This is a genomic window from Pseudomonas sp. AC463 (assembly GCF_979253585.1).
In genome coordinates, this window is record NZ_CEEDDZ010000030.1 from 43,344 (window position 1) to 63,749 (window position 20,406).

The following is a 20,406-nucleotide window of genomic DNA, read 5'->3' on the forward strand; positions in this document are numbered from 1 at the left end:
TATCTGCTGATAGCTGCGGTCGGTGTTGATTGTAATTAAGATGGCCCCATCTTTGTCTTATCAGTTTCTTCAGCCAAGGTGCCAACCGTGAGCGCGAACAACCCTCTTCTGCAGTCCTACGACCTGCCGCCGTTCTCGGCAATCCGTGCCGAGCACGTACAGCCGGCCATTGAACAGATCCTCGCCGACAACCGTGTCGCCATCGAAGGCATCCTGCAAAGCCAGGGTAAAAATCCGACCTGGGCCGGGCTGATACTGGCCATGGACGAACTGAATGACCGCCTGGGCGCCGCCTGGAGCCCGGTCAGCCACCTCAATGCGGTGTGCAACAGCGCCGAATTGCGTGAGGCCTATGAAAGCTGCCTGCCGGCATTGAGTGCCTACTCCACCGAAATGGGCCAGAACCGCGCGCTGTTCCAGGCTTTCGAAGCCCTGGCGAACAGCCCGGAAGCTGCCGGCTTCGACGTGGCGCAGAAAACTATCCTGGAACACTCCCTGCGCGACTTCCGCCTGTCGGGTATCGATTTGCCGCCCGAGCAGCAAAAGCGCTACGCCGAAGTGCAAAGCAAACTCTCCGAGCTGGGCAGCAAGTTCTCCAACCAATTGCTGGACGCCACCCAGGCCTGGACCAAACATGTCACCGACGAAGCCACCCTCGCCGGCCTGACCGATTCGGCCAAGGCGCAAATGGCCGCCGCTGCCCAGGCCAAAGGCTTGGATGGCTGGCTGATCACCCTGGAATTTCCCAGCTACTACGCGGTGATGACCTACGCCCACGACCGCGCCCTGCGTGAGGAAATTTACGCGGCCTACTGCACCCGTGCGTCGGACCAAGGCCCCAACGCCGGTCAGAACGATAACGGCCCGGTGATGGAGCAGATCCTCGATTTGCGTCAGGAGCTGGCTAAACTGCTGGGGTTCGCCTCCTTCTCTGAACTGAGCCTGGCCACCAAAATGGCCGAGTCCAGCGACCAGGTGCTGACCTTCCTGCGCGACCTGGCCAAGCGCAGCAAGCCGTTCGCCGCTCAGGACCTGCAGCAGCTCAAGGCATACGCTGCCGAGCAAGGCTGCGCCGACCTGCAAAGCTGGGACAGCGGTTTCTACGGTGAAAAACTCCGTGAGCAGCGTTACAGCGTTTCTCAGGAAGCCCTGCGCGCCTACTTCCCGATTGACAAGGTGCTCGGCGGGCTGTTCGCCATCGTTCAACGTTTGTACGGCATCGAAATCGCCGAGCAAAAAGGCTTCGACACCTGGCATCCGGACGTGCGCCTGTTCGAAATAAAGGAAAACGGCCAGCACGTCGGCCGCTTCTTCTTCGACCTTTACGCCCGCGCCAACAAGCGTGGCGGTGCCTGGATGGACGGCGCCCGCGACCGTCGTCGCACCGTCGACGGCGTGCTGCAAAGCCCGGTGGCCAACCTGGTGTGCAACTTCACCCCGGCCGACAGCGGCAAGCCTGCCCTGCTGACCCACGATGAAGTGACTACGCTGTTCCACGAATTCGGCCACGGCCTGCATCACCTGCTGACCCGCGTTGAACACGCCGGCGTGTCCGGCATCAACGGCGTGGCCTGGGATGCGGTGGAGTTGCCTAGCCAGTTCATGGAGAACTGGTGCTGGGAGCCGGAAGGCCTGGCGCTGATCTCCGGCCACTATGAGACCGGCGAGCCACTGCCCCAGGACCTGCTGGAAAAAATGCTCGCGGCGAAGAACTTCCAGTCCGGGCTGATGATGGTCCGCCAGCTGGAATTCTCGCTGTTCGACTTCGAAATGCACGCCACCCACGGCGATGGCCGCAGCGTGGCGCAGGTGCTCGAAGGCGTGCGTGACGAGGTCTCGGTGATGCGTCCGCCGGCCTATAACCGCTTCCCCAACAGCTTTGCGCACATCTTCGCCGGCGGTTATGCGGCGGGTTACTACAGCTACAAATGGGCCGAAGTGCTGTCGGCGGATGCCTTCTCCAAATTTGAAGAAGACGGCGTGCTCAATGCCCAAACCGGTCGCGCGTTCCGTGAGGCGATCCTGGCTCGCGGTGGTTCCCAGGCGCCGATGGTGCTGTTCGTCGACTTCCGCGGACGCGAGCCATCGATTGACGCACTCTTGCGCCACAGCGGCCTGAGTGAGGACGCGGCAGCATGAGTGAAGGGCCTGTGATTACCAAAAAGCAATTTATCGCCGGGGCGGTCTGCCCGGCGTGCAGCGAGCCGGACAAGTTGAAAATGTGGACCGAAGACAACGTGCCGCACCGCGAATGCGTGGCCTGCGGGTATACCGACACGTTGAATGACCAAGGCCTGTCGGTGCCCAAGGAATTGGGCACCCGGGTGAACACCTCGGCGCTGAAAGCGCCGGCAGACCCCAAGGTACAGGCGGTGCAGTTCTTCCCGAATCCCAAGTTGAAGAAAGACTAAAAGCCCCACGCACACCCAATGTGGGAGGGGGCTTGCCCCCGATAGCTTAGTGTCAGTCAGCGCATCTGCAGCTGACCCACCGCTATCGGGAGCAAGCCCCCTCCCACATTTTTTTGCCTGCGTTATTCGACTTAGGTCGCTGAATCCATTCCCCACATCCTTAGCCTGCTATCATTTGTAACCATTGATTACCAAAAACACACGAGCCGCTCCCCAGAAGCGGCCGAATAAACTCGTGACCACATGATGAGGTGCACCCATGTCTGATCAAGATCAAGACAACCCCCGGCGTGACTTTCTGCGCAAATCCTTGACCTTGATCCCGGTGGTCACGGTTGCCAGCACCGGCCTTGGCGGCTCGATGCTGATGGCCACGCCCGAGCCTGCCCAGGCCGCGCCGGCCAAGCCTGCGGTAAGCGACAAGGCCTACGAGCCAACCTATTTCACCGCCGAGGAGTGGGCGTTTATCAACGCCGCCGTCGAGCGCTTGATCCCCGCCGACGCCCAAGGCCCTGGCGCCCTCGAAGCCGGCGCGCCGGAATACATCGACCGTCAGATGAACACGCCGTACGCCAGTGGCGCCCTGTGGTTCATGCAAGGTCCGTTCAACGCCGACGCCGCGCCGGAGATGGGCTGGCAGAGCAAATTGGTGCCCAAGGAGATCTATCGCCTGGGCATTGCTGCCACGGATGCCTGGTCGAAAGCGTTCAACGGTAAAGTTTTTGCTGCGCAAGACAGCGCTACCCGAGACGATATGTTGCACCGCCTGGAGGCTGGCGGCAGTGAAGTGGCGGCACATTTCGAGGCGGTGCCCGCCAAGATGTTCTTCAACCTGCTGCTGCAAAACACCAAGGAGGGGTTCTTCTGCGACCCGATCCACGGCGGCAATAAAGGCATGGTCGGCTGGACCATGATCGGCTTCCCCGGCGCTCGCGCCGACTTCATGGATTGGGTGGAACGCAACGAGCAATACCCCTTCCCGGCTGTTTCCATTCGCGGCGAGAGGGCATAAACGTGGCGACCATCATGAAAAAAGTCGATGCAGTGATCGTAGGCTTCGGCTGGACCGGCGCGATCATGGCCAAGGAGCTGACGGAAGCTGGCCTCAACGTGGTAGCGCTGGAGCGCGGCCCGATGCAGGACACTTACCCGGACGGCAACTATCCCCAGGTCATCGACGAACTGACCTACAGCGTGCGTAAAAAACTCTTCCAGGATATTTCCAAGGAGACGGTGACCATTCGCCACAGCGTGAATGACGTCGCCCTGCCCAACCGCCAGCTCGGTGCTTTCTTGCCGGGTAACGGCGTAGGTGGCGCAGGTTTGCACTGGTCGGGCGTGCATTTTCGCGTCGACCCGATCGAGTTGCGCATGCGCAGCCATTATGAAGAGCGCTACGGCAAGAACTTCATCCCCAAAGACATGACCATTCAGGACTTCGGCGTCAGCTATGAAGAGCTGGAACCGTTCTTCGACTATGCGGAAAAAGTCTTCGGCACGTCCGGCCAGGCCTGGACGGTGAAGGGGCAATTGGTGGGCGAAGGCCGTGGTGGCAACCCGTACGCGCCAGACCGTTCCAACCCGTTCCCATTGGAAGCGCAGAAAAACACCGTGTCCGCACAGTTGTTTCAGAAAGCGGCTGCCAGTGTGGGTTACAAGCCCTACAACCTGCCGTCAGCCAATACGTCGGGGCCGTACACAAACCCCTACGGTGCGCAGATGGGCCCGTGCAATTTCTGTGGTTTTTGCAGCGGCTACGTCTGCTACATGTACTCCAAGGCCTCGCCGAACGTGAACATCCTGCCGGCGCTGCGCCAGGTGCCGAACTTTGAGCTGCGGGCCAATTCCCACGTGCTCAAGGTCAACCTCGACAGCACCAAGAGCAAGGCTACGGGCGTGACCTATATCGACGCTCAAGGTCGCGAATGCGAGCAACCGGCGGACCTGGTGATTCTCGGTGCGTTCCAGTTCCACAACGTGCGGCTGATGCTGCTGTCGGGCATCGGCAAGCCTTACGACCCGATTACCAATGAGGGCGTGGTGGGCCGCAACTTCGCCTACCAGAACATGGCGACCATCAAGGCGTTCTTCGACAAGGACACCCACACCAATAACTTTATCGGCGCGGGCGGCAACGGCGTGGCGATGGATGACTTCAACGCCGACAACTTCGACCACGGGCCCCATGGCTTTGTGGGCGGCTCGCCGATGTGGGTCAACCAGGCGGGCAGCCGGCCGATTGCCGGTACGTCCAACCCACCGGGCACGCCGGCCTGGGGTAGCGCGTGGAAGCGCGCCACCGCCGATTACTACACCCACCAGGTATCGATGGACGCCCACGGCGCCCATCAATCCTACCGAGCCAATTACCTGGATCTGGACCCGGTGTACCGCGATGCGTACGGCTTGCCGCTGCTGCGCATGACGTTCGACTGGCAGGAAAACGACATCAAGATGAACCGCTTCATGGTCGAGAAAATGGGCAAGGTCGCCGAAGCGATGAACCCCAAGGCCATCGCCGTGCTTGGCAAAAAAGTCGGTGAGCATTTCAACACCGCGTCCTACCAGACCACCCACCTCAACGGTGGCGCGATCATGGGCACCGACCCCAAAACCAGCGCGTTGAACCGCTACCTGCAGTGCTGGGATGTACACAACGTGTTTGTTCCAGGCGCGTCCGCTTTCCCACAAGGCTTGGGCTACAACCCTACCGGCCTGGTGGCGGCGTTGACCTATTGGTCGGCCCGCGCGATCCGCGAGCAGTACCTGAAAAACCCCGGCCCACTGGTTCAGGCATAAGGAGCGATGACCATGAAAGCACTTATTATCGCCTCCCTGGCCTTCTTCAGCAGTTGCTCGGTGAGCGCCGCCGAAAACGATTTGATCAAACAGGGCGAGTACCTGGCCCGTGCCGGTGACTGCGTGGCCTGCCACACCGCCAAGGGCGGCAAGCCCTTTGCCGGCGGCCTGCCGATGGAAACCCCGATCGGCGTGATCTACTCCACCAACATCACCCCGGACAAAACCGGCCTGGGCGACTACAGCTTCGAAGACTTCGACAAGGCCGTGCGCCATGGCGTCGCCAAGAGCGGTAGTACGCTTTACCCGGCGATGCCCTACCCGTCTTACGCGCGTGTCAGCGAAAGCGATATGCAGGCGCTGTATGCGTACTTCATGAAGGGCGTGGAACCGGTCGCCCAGGAAAACAAAGCCAGCGATATTCCCTGGCCGTTGAGCATGCGTTGGCCGCTGGCGGCCTGGCGCTGGATGTTTGCCCCTGAGGTGGCGGATTACCAGGCGGCGCCGGACGCCGACCCGGTGATCAGCCGAGGCGCTTATCTGGTTGAAGGCCTCGGCCACTGCGGCGCGTGCCACACGCCACGCGCCCTGACCATGCAGGAAAAGGCCCTGAGCGCTACCGACGGCACCGCCTTCTTGTCCGGCAGCGCCCCGCTGGAAGGCTGGATCGCGAAAAGCCTGCGCGGCGACCACAAGGACGGCCTCGGCAGTTGGAGCGAAGAGCAACTGGTGCAATTCCTCAAGACCGGCCGCAGTGACCGCAGCGCGGTGTTTGGCGGCATGAGCGATGTGGTGGTCCACAGCATGCAGTACATGTCGCAGGACGACCTGACCGCTATCGCGCGTTACCTCAAAAGCTTGCCGGCGGTGGACCCCAAGGATCAGCCGCATCAGTACGACAAGCAGGTGGCCGAGGCGCTGTGGAAAGGCGATGACAGCAAGCCGGGCGCTTCTGTGTATATCGATAACTGTGCGGCCTGCCACCGCACCGATGGCCATGGCTATACGCGGGTGTTTCCGGCGCTGGCGGGTAATCCAGTATTGCAGACGGCGGATGCCACGTCCTTGATCAACATCGTGTTGAAGGGCGGCACCTTGCCAGCTACCCATGCGGCGCCGTCGACCTTCACCATGCCGGCATTTGCCTGGCGGTTGTCGGATCAGGAAGTGGCGGACGTGGTTAACTTTATTCGTGGCAGTTGGGGTAATAACGCGGCACCTGTTAATACTTCACAAGTTACAGAGTTGCGTAAAGAAAGTATAACTAACGCACATGCTGAAGCTGTGAATAAATAAAGAGTAGTGTCCGACTTATATCTTGATTTGATATAAGTCGGGCAGGCATTTTTACACGCGTGGGCAGGTCTTTGCGAATGTATTGGCCAGGTTCAAGAACAAGGCCTTGTCCTCTTCGTCAAAGTCTCCGTCATTGTCCAGGTCCGTGGGGCTGGACGTTGTGTCGTAGTGTCCGTCCTTTTTCGAGGAAGAAGCGTACATCGCGTAGGCAAGCTCTCCGTCGGTAAAACGCTCCAGAAGAATTTCCGGACTGTTGTCTTTTTCGAAGTCTTCACAGGTTAAGCGCAGTTCGTCCTGAGACATATATATCCTTGATGGGGAAGTGATTTGAAAGTTGATAATAAAGGCGTTCCAGAGCCTGACGCCACGACTCATATGTGGCGAGTTATTTCGTTTTAGTTGCAAGTAGGAAGTTGTACTTTTTGTCGTGTGAATGCTTATTTCTAGTATTGCCCGCCCAACGGTGCTCGCAGGAAATGGAATTCTCGAATACTGTATATGGATACAGTTATCGAGAGAAAAGCATGAACGCTCCCTTGCCTCCTCGCGGACGGGGTACCGCCACGAACCCTCATAATCGCTTTGCGCCCAGCGTATCGGTGGGTGAGGACGACGGCTGGTATCAGGAAGTACCGCCCACCCAGGGCACTGAAGTGCGCATCGAAACGGCCAAGAGCATCATCACCCGCAACAACTCGCCGGATCTGCCGTTTGATCGCTCGATCAACCCTTATCGCGGCTGCGAGCATGGCTGTATCTACTGCTATGCGCGGCCCAGCCATGCGTATTGGGACATGTCGCCGGGGCTGGATTTTGAAACCAAACTGATTGCAAAGACCAACGCCGCCGATGTGCTGGAGCAACAGCTGTCGAAGCCGGGCTATGTGTGTGCGCCAATCAACCTGGGCTCCAATACCGACCCGTACCAGCCCATCGAACGTGAGTACAGGATCACTCGGCAAACCCTTGAAGTGCTGCTGCGTTACCGGCACCCGGTGACCATCATCACCAAGGGCTCGTTGATCCTGCGTGATCTTGACCTGCTCACCGAACTGGCCCGGCAGCGCCTGGTTGCGGTGATGATCAGCCTCACCAGCCTGGACGACGAGCTCAAGCGCATCCTGGAGCCGCGTGCGGCAGCGCCCAAGGCGCGGTTGAGGGCGATCCGGGTGATGCGCGAGGCGGGGATTCCGGTGGGGGTGTTGTGCTCGCCGATGATCCCGATGATCAACGACAGCGAATTGGAAAGCCTGTTGGCCGAAGCCCATGCTGCCGGTGCGCAAAGCGCGGCCTACATGATGTTGCGCCTGCCGCTGGAGGTGGCGCCGCTGTTCGAGGAGTGGCTGGCGGCGCATTACCCGCAACGCGCTGCTCATGTGATGAGCCTGGTGCGGCAGGTGCGCGGCGGTGAAGTGTATGACAGCCGTTTTGGCGTGCGCATGCGTGGCGAAGGCCCGTTTGCGGACTTGTTGGCGCAGCGCTTCAGCAAGGCGATAAAACGCCTGGGGCTCAACCGCCGGGAAGGATTCAACCTGGATTGCACGGCGTTTTGCCCGCCGGGCAGGCAAATGGCATTGTTGTAGACTAACAAGGAAGTATCCTACACATTCGTAGGAGTGGTCGCGTTTTGACATCACTGAAAGCCCCGGTCTAGAGCGGTTCATTCAGTTTGAGTTAAGTTTCGGTGGTTACCTTGTTCAGCGAATGACTAATGAGTCGAAAGCCCGGTTTTTGGAATTTACAACTAATCCACTGGCCTGGCGTCGAACATGCCTGAAAACTCCCCTGCATTAATCAAGAGGATGAATCATGAGTGACAAGGATAAACAGCCGTTGGCTGCGTCGGCTTCAGCCCCTCAAGTGGCGGAGTCCGCCGATGCAGCCCTGAAGCACATCGTTGACGGCTTTTTGCATTTCCATCACGACGTTTTCCCCCAACAGGAAGAACTGTTCAAGAAACTCGCCACGGCCCAGAGCCCACGGGCGATGTTCATTACCTGCGCCGACTCGCGCATCGTGCCGGAGCTGATTACCCAAAGCTCGCCTGGCGACCTGTTCGTGACCCGTAACGTCGGTAACGTAGTACCGCCTTACGGCCAGATGAACGGCGGTGTTTCCACGGCCATCGAGTACGCGGTGCTCGCCCTGGGTGTGCAGCACATCATCGTATGCGGGCACTCCGATTGTGGCGCGATGCGCGCGGTACTCAACCCCGACAGCCTGGAGAAGATGCCGACGGTCAAGGCCTGGCTGCGGCATGCCGAGGTTGCCAAGACCATGGTCCATGACAACTGCGACTGCGCCAATGAAGGCGAAAGCATGAAGGTGCTGACCGAAGAAAACGTCATCGCCCAGTTGCAACACTTGCGCACCCACCCTTCCGTGGCTTCGCGCATGGCCAACGGTCAGTTATTTATCCACGGCTGGATCTACAACATCGAGACCAGCGAGATCCGGGCCTACGACGCGGATCAGTCGGCGTTCCGACCGTTGGGTGGCGAAGGCCCGATTCCTTCCGCGACGCCTAAAGCGCGCTTCTAAAACACTTCCCTGCCGGGTAAAGCGGTGGCTGCCATGGATGCAGCCAGGCTTTGCCGCGCCCGGCGAATGCCTCGGGAGAGTCATCATGCGTGCTGCTCAATTGAAAGCTGTATTGCCAAAGGAGCTGCTGGCTTCGGTGGTTGTGTTTCTGGTCGCCCTGCCCCTGTGCATGGGTATTGCGATTGCGTCCGGTATGCCGCCGGCCAAGGGCCTGATCACCGGGATTATCGGTGGGCTGGTCGTCGGCTGGCTGGCAGGTTCGCCGCTGCAGGTCAGCGGCCCGGCGGCGGGCCTGGCGGTGTTGGTGTTCGAGCTGGTACGCCAGCACGGCATGATGATGCTCGGGCCCATTCTGCTGCTGGCGGGTTTTCTGCAATTGGTGGCCGGGCGTTTGCGTTTGGGATGCTGGTTTCGCGTCACGGCGCCGGCAGTGGTGTACGGCATGCTGGCGGGCATCGGCGTGTTGATTGTGCTATCGCAGATCCATGTAATGCTCGACGGCGCTCCCAAGCCTTCGGGGTTGGACAACCTGACAGGCTTTCCGGCGGCGTTGGCTGAGGCGATTCCGACCCTCGGCGGCGGCCTGGGTTGGCAGGCGGGCTTGCTTGGGCTTTCGACGATGCTGGTGATGTACCTGTGGGACAAGCTGCGCCCGCAAGCCCTGCGTTTCGTGCCGGGTGCCTTGCTCGGGGTGGGGCTGGCAACAGTGACCAGCCTGGTGCTGGCGTTACAGGTCAAGCGCGTGGAGGTCCCGGAAAACCTGGCTGACGCCATCGACTGGCTGCGCCCCAGCGACCTGCTGAGCCTGGCCGATCCGCAGCTGTTGATCGCTGCCTTCGCCGTGGCGTTTATCGCCAGTGCCGAAACCCTTCTTTCTGCGGCAGCAGTCGACCGGATGCACAGCGGCCAGCGCTCGGATTTTGACAAGGAATTGTCCGCTCAAGGTGTAGGCAACATGCTCTGCGGTCTGGTCGGCGCCTTGCCGATGACCGGTGTGATCGTACGCAGCTCGGCCAACGTTCAGGCCGGCGCCACCACGCGTTTGTCGGCAATGCTCCACGGCCTGTGGCTGCTGGGCTTTGTACTGTTGCTGTCGAGCGTGCTGCAAAGCATTCCCGTGGCGAGCCTGGCGGGTGTGCTGGTGTACACCGGCATCAAGCTGGTGGATATCAAGGCGTTCAAAGGGTTGGGGCGTTATGGGCGGATGCCGATGTTTACCTACGCGGCCACCGCGTTGGCGATCATCTTTACCGACCTGTTGACCGGCGTGCTGGTGGGCTTCGGGCTGACGCTGGTGAAGCTGGCGTTCAAGGCTTCGCGGTTGAAGGTCAGCTTGATCGACCTGCCCCAGGACGGTGAGATGGAGTTGCGCCTGACCGGTGCGGCGACCTTTCTGAAAGTACCGGCACTGACCCAGGTGTTGTCGACCGTGCCTGCGGGGACCACCTTGCATGTGCCGCTCAGCAAATTGAGCTACATCGACCATTCCTGCCTGGAGTTGCTGGAGGAATGGGGCCGGGCGAATAAAGCCAAGGGCTCACAGTTGATGATTGAGGCGCGTGGGTTGAAGCGACGGTTGGAAGGGCGGATTCGTACGACGACGGGGATCGGTTCGGCGCCATCCACCACCTGACGAAACGGGGTCAAGAAATGTGGGAGGGGGCAAGCCCCCTCCCACATTTGTACTGCGTGTAACTTGGGATTCAAGCCGGCTGATCCAACGCCAACTCAACCCCCAATTGCCGCGACAGGCACGGCCAGCGCTTCCATGCGGCTTCCGTGTCCGGGCTCTTGAGCTGCTCGCGATACGTCTCTACCGATTCCAGCGCAAAGCTTTCTTCGTTGAGCATCTCATCCACCGCCAGGTGTACGGCTTCGTCCAGCTGGTTGGCGAACGCTTCGCCGATCAGTTGATGGGCGATCAGGTTGGCCACAGTGGTGTCCGCCGGAATCAGCGGCTGGCCGAAATGCTTGATATATAGATCGTTTACTTCTTCGACCAGGCGATGGGCCAGGTACGCCTCGTCCAGCAGGCCGTCGAGCCCTTCATGGCCGGCCAGGATCGCTGGCGGCTGCAGGAAGAAATGCTCGGCAATCTTCAGCACCGGCTTGATCTGGCTTTCGATCCCGGCCTCACGGGCTACGTCGTTGGCGGCGTCGAGCAAGTCCGGGACGAGGTCGATGTAGGCGGTCACAAAACGGGTCATGACAATGTTGCGATCACCGTCAGCCAGTGAGATGGCCGAATGCAGGTGCGGCAATTGTTTTTCCAGTTGCAGGGCAAGCTGGCCAGTGCTGGATTCGTGTTGATGGGCACGGGAAATCTGCTCGCGCAATGCGGCGGTGTTCATGAAGGCTCCAGTGATGCAGGCGTAGGAAAAGGGAGAGGTGAAGGTAGCTCGTTTATACGAGACCCTCAGACGCATTTGTCATAATTATTTCATGGTTATGCACGGGCGTTATATCGAATTGCCATCGTTCGTCGGAAAATCGATTCCGCTCCCGTATTTACTGGCTCTGGGCGCTCATTTTCACTCATTTACCCCTACACATTGCGGGGTTGCAGAGCCTGTCTATACTCGGGTTTGTACGCGATTAGCTGATGACGCCAGACTGCATAAGCAGGCAAGGCTAAGCGGTTGTAAGCAGTATGGAAGCCGCTCCCTTCGACGCAGGTGCAAACCGGCGGGATAACAAGAACGATAAGGGGAACCCGCAATGACGCGACATCCACACGTTTGGATGGGCCTTCTGTTGTGGTCGGTATTCGGCCAGGCGCACGCCGCCTGGACAACGAATATGGCGCCAGGGGCGACTGAAGTCAGTCACGCTGTGTTCGACCTGCACATGACCATTTTCTGGATCTGTGTGGTGATCGGCATCGTCGTGTTTGGCGCGATGTTCTGGTCGATGATCCTTCACCGGCGGTCCACGGGCCAGGTCGCGGCCAAGTTCCACGAGAGCACCACCGTGGAAATCCTCTGGACCGTGGTGCCCTTGCTGATCCTGGTCGCGATGGCCATCCCGGCCACCAAGACCCTGATCAATATCTACGACAGCAGTGAATCGGATATCGATATCCAGGTCACCGGCTATCAGTGGAAGTGGCATTACAAGTATTTGGGCCAGGACGTGGAATTCTTCAGCAACCTGGCCACGCCCGCCGAGCAGATCCACAACCAGGCGACCAAGGGCGAGCATTACCTGCTGGAAGTCGACCAGCCGCTGGTGCTGCCGGTCGGCGCCAAGGTGCGTTTCCTGGTAACCGCCGCCGACGTGATCCACTCCTGGTGGGTGCCGGCTTTTGCGGTCAAGCGTGACGCCATCCCCGGGTTCGTCAACGAGGCCTGGACCCGTATCGAGAAGCCCGGCATCTACCGTGGCCAGTGCGCCGAACTGTGCGGCAAGGACCACGGCTTCATGCCGATTGTGGTCGAGGTCAAATCCAGGGCCGACTACGACACCTGGCTCGGTGAGCGCAAGGAAGAGGCCGCCAAGCTCAAGGAATTGACCTCCAAAGAGTGGACGCTGGAAGAGCTGGTAGCGCGCGGCGACAAGGTCTACCACACCACCTGCGTGGCCTGTCACCAGGCCGAAGGCCAGGGCCTGCCGCCGATGTTCCCGGCGCTCAAAGGCTCGAAAATCGCCACCGGGCCCGCCGCCGACCACCTGAGCCTGGTCTACCACGGCAAGCCGGGCACCGCGATGGCCGCCTTCGGCAAGCAACTGTCGGAAGTCGATATCGCAGCGGTCGTGACCTACGAGCGCAATGCCTGGGGCAACAACAAAGGCGACATGGTCACACCAAAAGACGTGCTGGCCATCAAACAGGCGGAAAGCAAATGACAGCCCTCATCGCGTTTGCGCCCAACCGCCCCGCCCACTCGCTTGCAGGAGAACGGCCATGAGCACTGTAATCGATGACCATGGTCACGCCGACCATGCCCACGGCCCCGCCAAGGGCTTGATGCGCTGGGTGCTGACCACCAACCACAAAGACATCGGCACCATGTACCTGTGGTTCGCCTTCACCATGTTCCTGCTCGGCGGCTCGTTCGCCATGGTGATTCGTGCCGAGTTGTTCCAGCCCGGGCTGCAAATCGTCGAGCCGGCGTTCTTCAACCAGATGACCACCATGCACGGCCTGATCATGGTGTTCGGTGCAGTAATGCCGGCGTTTGTCGGCCTGGCCAACTGGATGATCCCGCTGATGATCGGCGCGCCGGACATGGCCCTGCCGCGCATGAACAACTTCAGCTTCTGGCTGCTGCCGGCGGCGTTCCTGCTGCTGGTATCGACGCTGTTCAGCCCTGGCGGCGGGCCGAATTTCGGCTGGACCTTCTATGCGCCGCTCTCCACCACCTACGCACCGGAAAGCGTGACATTTTTCATCTTCGCCATTCACCTGATGGGCATCAGTTCGATCATGGGCGCGATCAACGTGGTCGCCACCATCCTCAACCTGCGTGCCCCCGGCATGACCCTGATGAAAATGCCGCTGTTCGTGTGGACCTGGCTGATCACCGCGTTCCTGCTGATTGCGGTGATGCCGGTGCTGGCCGGTTGCGTGACCATGATGCTGATGGACATCCACTTCGGCACCAGCTTCTTCAGCGCCGCCGGCGGCGGTGATCCGGTGCTGTTCCAGCACGTGTTCTGGTTCTTCGGCCACCCCGAGGTGTACATCATGATCCTGCCGGCCTTTGGCGCCGTCAGCTCGATCATTCCGACCTTCTCGCGCAAGCCGTTGTTCGGCTACACCTCGATGGTCTACGCCACGGCGAGCATCGCGTTCCTGTCGTTCATCGTGTGGGCGCACCACATGTTTGTGGTCGGCATTCCGTTGGTGGGCGAGCTGTTCTTCATGTACGCCACCCTGCTGATCGCCGTGCCGACGGGCGTGAAGGTGTTCAACTGGGTCAGCACCATGTGGCAAGGCTCGCTCACGTTCGAGACGCCAATGCTGTTTGCCGTGGCCTTCGTGATTCTGTTCACCATCGGCGGTTTCTCCGGGCTGATGCTGGCGATTGCCCCGGCGGACTTCCAGTACCACGACACCTACTTCGTGGTGGCGCACTTCCATTACGTACTGGTGCCCGGCGCGATCTTCGGCATCTTCGCCTCGGCCTACTACTGGCTGCCGAAATGGACCGGCCACATGTACGACGAAACCCTGGGCAAGCTGCATTTCTGGCTGTCTTTCGTGGGCATGAACATGGCGTTTTTCCCGATGCACTTCGTCGGGCTGGCGGGTATGCCGCGCCGGGTGCCGGACTACAACCTGCAGTTCGCCGACTTCAATATGGTGTCGTCGATTGGCGCATTCATGTTCGGCGCCACGCAGATCTTCTTCCTGTTTATTGTGATCAAGTGCATCCGTGGCGGCCCGCCGGCACCGGCCAAGCCGTGGGATGGCGCCGAAGGCCTGGAGTGGAGCATCCCCTCGCCCGCGCCGTATCACACGTTCACCACGCCGCCGGAGGTGAAATGAACGCGCAGTCACTAGCGATCCCCTGTGGGAGGGGGCTTGCTCCCGATAGCGGTGTGCCAGTCGACATCTTCACTGGCTATAAGGTAGCCATCGGGGGCAAGCCCCCTCCCACCCTGACCTCATTCACATCCGGTGAGCGTCATGGCTGACTCCCTGCCCCTCAAACGCCTGGTCACCCGCCTGCTGATCCTGGTGGTGGCGATGTTCGCCTTCGGTTTTGCCCTGGTGCCTATCTACGACGTGATGTGCAAGGCCTTCGGCATCAACGGCAAGACCGCCGGGCAGTACGAGGGGGAGCAGATCGTGGACCCGACGCGCCAGGTACGCGTGCAGTTTTTGTCCACCAATGCCATCGATATGGTCTGGGATTTTTATGCCAAGGCGGACGAAGTGGTGGTCAACCCCGGCGCAGTTACCGAGATGCTGTTCGTGGCCTACAACCCCACTGACAAACCGATGACCGCCCAGGCTGTACCAAGCATTTCCCCGGCCGAAGCGGCGATGTACTTCCACAAAACCGAGTGCTTTTGCTTCACCCAGCAGGTGCTGCAGCCCGGCCAGCGGATTGAAATGCCGGTGCGCTTTATCGTCGACCGCGACATGCCCAAGGATGTGAAGCATTTGACCCTGGCGTACACGCTGTTCGATATCACTGCGCGCCAGCCGCCCGTGGCTGTGCACAGCGGCGGCTAGCTACTGTTTGCCCCCTCAATCAGGAGAGCGAATACATGTCGACTCATGATACGTACTACGTACCGGCGCAAAGCAAATGGCCGATAATTGCCACGATTGGCATGCTGGTCACCGTGTATGGCCTGGCGGTGTGGTTCAACGATCTGAAGGCGGCGCGCCCGGAATCCCACGGCCCGTGGATCTTTTTCGTCGGCGGCCTGCTGCTGGCCTACATGCTGTTCGGTTGGTTCGGGGCGGTGATCAAGGAAAGCCGCGCCGGGTTGTACAGCGCGCAGATGGACCGCTCGTTCCGCTGGGGCATGAGCTGGTTCATCTTTTCTGAGGTGATGTTCTTTATCGCCTTCTTCGGTGCGCTGTTTTATGTGCGGCACATGTCGGCACCGTGGCTGGCGGGTGAAGGCTCCAAGGGTGTCGCGCACATGCTGTGGCCGAACTTCGAGTTTGCCTGGCCGCTGCTCAACAACCCGGACCCCAAACTTTACCCCGCGCCTGAAGGCACTATCAGCCCGTGGGGCTTGCCGCTGGTGAACACCATCCTGCTGGTGAGCTCCAGCGTGACCATCACCATCGCCCACCATGCCTTGCGCAAAGGCCATCGCGGCGCGCTGAAGATCTGGCTGGCGATCACCGTGCTGCTGGGCCTGGCGTTCCTGGGGTTTCAGGCCGAGGAATATATCCACGCCTATAAAGAACTGGGGCTCACGCTGGGTTCGGGGGTGTACGGCGCGACCTTCTTTATGCTCACCGGCTTTCACGGTGCCCACGTGACCATCGGCACCATCATTCTGTTTGTGATGCTGATGCGCGTGCTGCGCGGGCACTTCAATGCCGAGCACCAGTTCGGTTTCGAGGCGGCCAGTTGGTATTGGCACTTTGTGGATGTGGTGTGGATCGGGCTGTTTTTCTTCGTCTACGTGTTGTGAGGCGTTTTACCAAGGCGCGTGGGACACCAACTGGCCGCTGAAAAAGCCCCAGGCGATCAGCGCCACGGTGATCACGGCCAACACTACGCGCACGGTCAGGGCGGTGACGAGGCGGTTGGAGTTGCCCTCGTCCTTGACCAGAGAGAACAAGCCACTGAACAGGCTCACGACAGTCGCGATCAGCATCAGGGCAATGGCGGCTTTGAGCATGGTCTGGCTCCGAATGAGGTAGCGGGCAATGAAAACAAGTATAGCCAGCGCCACAAAACGCTTTCGCCCAGGCATCGCACCGACACTCGTTGTGCTGGTGCTGCTGCCGTTGATGGTGGGCCTGGGGTTCTGGCAGTTGGCCCGTGGCCATGAAAAACAGCTGCTGGTGGACAGCTACGCCGAACGGCGCGCGGCGCCGCCGATCAGCACCGACCAACTCAAGGACGAGGCTGACCCCGCCTTTCGCCGCATACACCTGCGCGGCCAGTTCGATGCCGAACACAGCGTGCTGCTCGACAACCGCATGCGCGACGGCAAGGCCGGTGTCGAGCTGCTGCAACCCTTTCACGACCAGGCCAGCGGCCAGTGGCTGTTGCTCAATCGCGGCTGGCTGCCGTGGCCCGACCGGCGTACGCCGCCGGCCTTCACCACCCCGAAACAGCCGTTGAACCTCGACGCCTGGGTGTACGTGGCTCCCGGCGAGACTTTCCAGTTACACGCCGACCCGGCCAGCGCGCAATGGCCGCGCCTGCTCACCGCCCTGCACCCCGGCGCGCTATGGGCCGAGCTGGGCCGCAGCGGTTTTGCCTACGAACTGCGCGCCGAAGCCGGCCCAGGTACGTACGAAACCCACTGGCCGGTGGTCGCCATGGGCCCGGAAAAACACGTGGGTTACGCGGTGCAGTGGTTCGCCATGTCCCTGGCGCTGCTGGCCCTTTACCTCTACCTCGGATGGCACAACACAAAGGAGAAGCACCATGGGAGCGGCCATGAATCCACTCAACATGTCTGAGGCGCCCGACCGCCGCAAAGGTCGCTTGCAGCTGATCCTGATCCTGCTGATGGTGATCGGCCCGATGGTGCTCGCTACCTTTATGTACAAGTTGCAGTTCTGGGTGCCGGACAGCCGCAGCTACCACGGCGAGATGATCGGCAACGGCCAGACCCGCGCCGACATCGGCGTGCAGGCCGACGAAGAGCGCTGGCAACTGCTGGTTACCGCGCCCGCCGCCTGCGCGGCCGACTGCCAGCAACTGGTGTACCTCGCGCGGCAACTGCAGATTGGCCTCGGCCGCGACGCCTCCCGCGCCAGCCACGCCTTGGCCAGTGCGCAGCCGGTAAGCACCGCCTACGACGCCAAGCTCAAGGCCGAATACCCACAACTGCAACGCTACGCGCTGGACCTGTCGACCTTCACCAAAAACGCCGCCGCCCCGGGCGAGGCGCAACTGTGGATCATCGACCCCCACGGCAACCTGGTGCTGCGCTACGACGCCAAGGTCAAGGGCAAGGACCTGCTCAACGACCTGCGCCTGCTGCTGAAACTGTCGAATATCGGATAAGGGCATCGTCATGGCCAAACCTGGATTTCGCCTCGCGTTGTTTGCCACCTTGCTGGCACTGCTGGTGGTGCTGCTCGGCGCCTATACCCGCCTGACCCACGCCGGCCTCGGCTGCCCGGACTGGCCGGGCTGCTACGGGTTTATCAGCGTGCCGCAAAGCGAAGCCCAACTGGCCCATGCCGAGCTGCATTTTCCCGACACGCCGGTAGAGGCCGACAAGGGCTGGGCCGAGATGACCCATCGCTACTTTGCCGGCACTTTGGGCTTGCTGATCGCGCTGTTGGCGGCTCGTTCGTGGAGCCATCGGCGGGATCCGGGCCAGCCGGTAAAATTGCCGCTGTTTATCCTCGTAGTGGTGTTCGCCCAGGCGGCGTTCGGCATGTGGACGGTGACGCTCAAGCTCTGGCCGCAGGTGGTAACCGGTCACCTGTTAGGTGGTTTTGCGACCTTGAGCCTGCTGTTTCTGCTGACCCTGCGACTGTCCGGCGTACTGCCCGCGTTGATCGTGCCCAAGCGCCTGCAATATTGGGCGACGGCGGGATTGGTGCTGGTGATTGGCCAGATCGCGCTGGGTGGCTGGGTCAGTTCCAACTACGCCGCCGTGGCGTGCGTCGACTTGCCGACCTGCCACGGGCAATGGTGGCCGGCGGCGGACTTCGCCAATGGCTTTCACTTGACCCAGCACATCGGCCCCAATTACCTGGGCGGCCAGCTGGACAGCGAGGCGCGCACGGCGATCCACCTGACTCATCGCATTGGCGCGGTGCTGGTTACCCTGGTGCTGTTGGGCCTGGCCTGGCAGCTGCGCGCGGTGGGCATGACCCGGCTGGCGGGGCTGCTGCTGATCGCTCTCGCCGCCCAAATAGGCCTGGGCCTGAGCAATGTGGCATTCGGCCTGCCGCTGCCGGTGGCGGTCGGGCACAACGCCGGCGGTGCGGGGTTATTGCTGACCCTGGTATTGGTCAATTACCACGCGCGCACCAGCCTGGTCCGGGTGCGCAACCAGCTGCCGTTCGGCTGGCGTTTTATCCCGCGCAAACAGGTGTCGGGCCTCATCACCCTTAAAGGAGAGATGCCATGGCGACCTTGATCGGCGCGCGGCACGGCCAGGCCCTGTGGCGTGATTACCTGGAGCTGACCAAGCCGAAAGTGGTGGTGCTGATGCTCATCACCTCGTTGGTGGGAATGTTCCTCGCGACCCGCGCCGGGGTGCCGTGGACGGTGCTGGTGTTCGGCAACCTGGGCATTGCCCTGTGCGCCGGTGGCGCGGCGGCGGTGAACCATGTGGTGGATCGGCGGATCGATGCGGTGATGGCGCGCACGCATAAGCGGCCGCTGGCCGAAGGGCGCGTGTCGCCGGTGGCGGCGTTGGCGTTTGCTTTGTTTCTGGCTGTTGCTGGATTGGCCCTGCTGCTGGCCTTCACCAACCCGTTGGCGGCGTGGCTGACATTGGCCTCGCTGCTCGGCTACGCGGTGATCTACACCGGTTTCCTCAAGCGCGCGACGCCGCAGAATATCGTCATCGGCGGTCTGGCCGGGGCCGCGCCGCCATTGCTGGGGTGGGTGGCGGTTACCGGGCATGTCAGCGCCGAGCCCCTGTTGCTGGTGCTGATCATCTTCGCCTGGACCCCACCGCACTTCTGGGCGCTGGCCATTCACCGCAAGGAGGAATACGCCAAGGCCGACATTCCGATGCTGCCGGTCACCCACGGCGAGCATTACACCAAGGTGCATATCCTGCTCTACACCTTTGCCCTACTGGCGGTGAGCCTGATGCCCTACGTGATCCACATGAGCGGCCTACTCTACCTGGTGTGCGCGTTGGGTTTGGGCGCGCGCTTTCTGCAATGGGCCTGGGTGCTGTACCGTGGCAGCAAGCCGCACGCGGCGATCAACACCTTCAAGTACTCTATCTGGTACTTGCTGCTGCTGTTTATCGCCCTGCTCGTAGACCACTACTTACTGTTGAACCTATGACCCGAACTCAAAAAACCGTCTTTATCCTGGTGGCCATCGTCGCGTTGATCATGGGCCTGACCGTCAACAAAGTGCTGAGTGGCAAAGGCCAGGGCGACCCTACCGCGCTGATCGACGCCGGCATCATCCTGCTGCCGCAAAGCCGCCAGCTGCCAGCGGTCACCATGACCAATCAAGACGGCCAGCCTGTAGTGGTCAACGAGTTGAAAGGCAAATGGAGCCTGCTGTTTTTCGGCTACACCTTTTGCCCGGACATCTGCCCGACCACCCTCGCCCAGCTGCGCCAGATCAAGAGCGAGCTGCCCAAGGAGGCGGTGGATAAGTTGCAGGTGATCCTGGTCAGCGTCGACCCGAACCGCGACACGCCGACTCAGCTCAAGCAATACCTGGGCTATTTCGACCCGCAGTTCCAGGGCCTGACCGGCGCGAATGTGGATGATGTGCAAAAGGTGTCGAACGCGGTGAGCATCCCGTTCATCCCGGCCGATACCAGCAAGCCGAACTACACGGTTGACCACAGCGGCAACCTGGCGCTGATCGGCCCGGACGGCACCCAGCGCGGGTTTGTCCGCGCGCCGTTGAACAACCAGAAGCTGGTGGTGCAGTTGCCGGGGCTGTTGCAGCGCAAGTAACAGGCAACACAATACAAATGTGGGAGGGGGCTTGCCCCGGTACAAACCGGGGACATCGTTTACATTTCTAACCGGGGACATGGTTTACAG

General features: G+C 60.9%; 20 protein-coding genes. 17 read left to right on the forward strand and 3 right to left on the reverse strand.

The annotated features are described in order from the left end of the window. Positions 1-87: 87 nt before the first annotated feature. The 5 genes from prlC to AC0IYH_RS27315 all read left to right on the forward strand — a co-directional run bounded on the left by prlC (position 88) and on the right by AC0IYH_RS27315 (position 6,506). The gene (gene prlC / locus AC0IYH_RS27295) at positions 88-2,139 is read left to right on the forward strand and encodes an oligopeptidase A (protein ID WP_471837162.1); all 2,052 of its coding nucleotides are present in this window, start codon (positions 88-90) and stop codon (positions 2,137-2,139) included. Next, complete coding sequence (locus AC0IYH_RS27300) at positions 2,136-2,411, forward strand: YheV family putative zinc ribbon protein (RefSeq protein ID WP_010207776.1); 276 nt, start codon at positions 2,136-2,138, stop codon at positions 2,409-2,411. The genes prlC and AC0IYH_RS27300 overlap by 4 nt, the downstream gene beginning before the upstream one ends. A gap of 259 nt (positions 2,412-2,670) precedes the next feature. Then, positions 2,671-3,423: a gluconate 2-dehydrogenase subunit 3 family protein gene (locus tag AC0IYH_RS27305; protein WP_116627146.1), complete on the forward strand. Its 753-nt coding sequence runs from the start codon at positions 2,671-2,673 to the stop codon at positions 3,421-3,423. A gap of 2 nt (positions 3,424-3,425) precedes the next feature. Next, positions 3,426-5,210, forward strand: a complete 1,785-nt coding sequence (locus AC0IYH_RS27310; RefSeq protein ID WP_116627147.1) for a GMC family oxidoreductase — start codon at positions 3,426-3,428, stop codon at positions 5,208-5,210. A gap of 12 nt (positions 5,211-5,222) precedes the next feature. Next, positions 5,223-6,506: a c-type cytochrome gene (locus tag AC0IYH_RS27315; RefSeq protein ID WP_471837165.1), complete on the forward strand. Its 1,284-nt coding sequence runs from the start codon at positions 5,223-5,225 to the stop codon at positions 6,504-6,506. Positions 6,507-6,557: 51 nt separating this feature from the next. On the opposite strand, the gene AC0IYH_RS27320 is transcribed toward AC0IYH_RS27315, so the two are convergent. Continuing rightward, on the reverse strand, positions 6,558-6,809 hold the full coding sequence (locus AC0IYH_RS27320; protein ID WP_116627149.1) for a hypothetical protein: 252 nt from the start codon (positions 6,807-6,809) through the stop codon (positions 6,558-6,560). Between the two features lie 221 nt (positions 6,810-7,030). Here AC0IYH_RS27320 and AC0IYH_RS27325 point away from each other — a divergent pair, with 221 nt between their 5' ends. The 3 genes from AC0IYH_RS27325 (at position 7,031) to AC0IYH_RS27335 (ending at position 10,680) form a co-directional block, all read left to right on the forward strand. Continuing rightward, on the forward strand, positions 7,031-8,089 hold the full coding sequence (locus AC0IYH_RS27325) for a PA0069 family radical SAM protein (RefSeq protein WP_116627150.1): 1,059 nt from the start codon (positions 7,031-7,033) through the stop codon (positions 8,087-8,089). Between the two features lie 226 nt (positions 8,090-8,315). Then, complete coding sequence (locus tag AC0IYH_RS27330) at positions 8,316-9,047, forward strand: carbonic anhydrase (RefSeq protein WP_471837167.1); 732 nt, start codon at positions 8,316-8,318, stop codon at positions 9,045-9,047. An 85-nt stretch (positions 9,048-9,132) separates the two neighbouring features. Next, complete coding sequence (locus AC0IYH_RS27335) at positions 9,133-10,680, forward strand: SulP family inorganic anion transporter (RefSeq protein ID WP_471837169.1); 1,548 nt, start codon at positions 9,133-9,135, stop codon at positions 10,678-10,680. 70 nt (positions 10,681-10,750) lie between these two features. Here the strand turns inward: AC0IYH_RS27335 and AC0IYH_RS27340 are convergent, their stop codons facing one another. Next, positions 10,751-11,398, reverse strand: a complete 648-nt coding sequence (locus AC0IYH_RS27340; RefSeq protein WP_116627153.1) for a hypothetical protein — start codon at positions 11,396-11,398, stop codon at positions 10,751-10,753. A 367-nt stretch (positions 11,399-11,765) separates the two neighbouring features. Between AC0IYH_RS27340 and coxB the strand changes: the two genes are divergently transcribed. From coxB to AC0IYH_RS27360, 4 genes are all read left to right on the forward strand, one after another. Further along, positions 11,766-12,893: a cytochrome c oxidase subunit II gene (gene coxB / locus AC0IYH_RS27345; protein ID WP_122774320.1), complete on the forward strand. Its 1,128-nt coding sequence runs from the start codon at positions 11,766-11,768 to the stop codon at positions 12,891-12,893. 58 nt (positions 12,894-12,951) lie between these two features. After that, positions 12,952-14,538, forward strand: a complete 1,587-nt coding sequence (ctaD, locus tag AC0IYH_RS27350) for a cytochrome c oxidase subunit I (protein ID WP_116627155.1) — start codon at positions 12,952-12,954, stop codon at positions 14,536-14,538. Between the two features lie 141 nt (positions 14,539-14,679). Then, a complete protein-coding gene (locus AC0IYH_RS27355) occupies positions 14,680-15,231 on the forward strand; it encodes a cytochrome c oxidase assembly protein (RefSeq protein WP_116627156.1) in 552 nt (183 codons plus the stop codon). A gap of 35 nt (positions 15,232-15,266) precedes the next feature. Continuing rightward, complete coding sequence (locus AC0IYH_RS27360) at positions 15,267-16,154, forward strand: cytochrome c oxidase subunit 3 (protein ID WP_116627157.1); 888 nt, start codon at positions 15,267-15,269, stop codon at positions 16,152-16,154. Positions 16,155-16,160: 6 nt separating this feature from the next. Here the strand turns inward: AC0IYH_RS27360 and AC0IYH_RS27365 are convergent, their stop codons facing one another. Beyond that, entirely contained in the window at positions 16,161-16,364 is a 204-nt protein-coding gene (locus AC0IYH_RS27365; protein WP_471837171.1) for a twin transmembrane helix small protein, read from the reverse strand. Positions 16,365-16,392: 28 nt separating this feature from the next. Between AC0IYH_RS27365 and AC0IYH_RS27370 the strand changes: the two genes are divergently transcribed. Genes AC0IYH_RS27370 through AC0IYH_RS27390 form a run of 5 tightly spaced genes read left to right on the forward strand, consistent with a single transcriptional unit; the run spans position 16,393 to position 20,316 of the window. After that, a complete protein-coding gene (locus AC0IYH_RS27370) occupies positions 16,393-17,157 on the forward strand; it encodes an SURF1 family protein (RefSeq protein ID WP_471837173.1) in 765 nt (254 codons plus the stop codon). Further along, positions 17,123-17,707: a hypothetical protein gene (locus AC0IYH_RS27375; RefSeq protein WP_471837175.1), complete on the forward strand. Its 585-nt coding sequence runs from the start codon at positions 17,123-17,125 to the stop codon at positions 17,705-17,707. The genes AC0IYH_RS27370 and AC0IYH_RS27375 overlap by 35 nt, the downstream gene beginning before the upstream one ends. 10 nt (positions 17,708-17,717) lie before the next feature. Further along, complete coding sequence (locus tag AC0IYH_RS27380; protein WP_471837176.1) at positions 17,718-18,797, forward strand: COX15/CtaA family protein; 1,080 nt, start codon at positions 17,718-17,720, stop codon at positions 18,795-18,797. Continuing rightward, positions 18,785-19,684, forward strand: coding sequence for a heme o synthase (cyoE, locus tag AC0IYH_RS27385; protein ID WP_471837178.1), 900 nt, complete (start codon positions 18,785-18,787; stop codon positions 19,682-19,684). Before AC0IYH_RS27380 ends, cyoE begins: the two co-directional genes overlap by 13 nt. After that, positions 19,681-20,316 carry an SCO family protein gene (locus AC0IYH_RS27390; protein WP_471837180.1) on the forward strand — a complete coding sequence of 212 codons (636 nt, stop codon included), beginning with the start codon at positions 19,681-19,683 and terminating at the stop codon, positions 20,314-20,316. Before cyoE ends, AC0IYH_RS27390 begins: the two co-directional genes overlap by 4 nt. Positions 20,317-20,406: the final 90 nt, after the last annotated feature.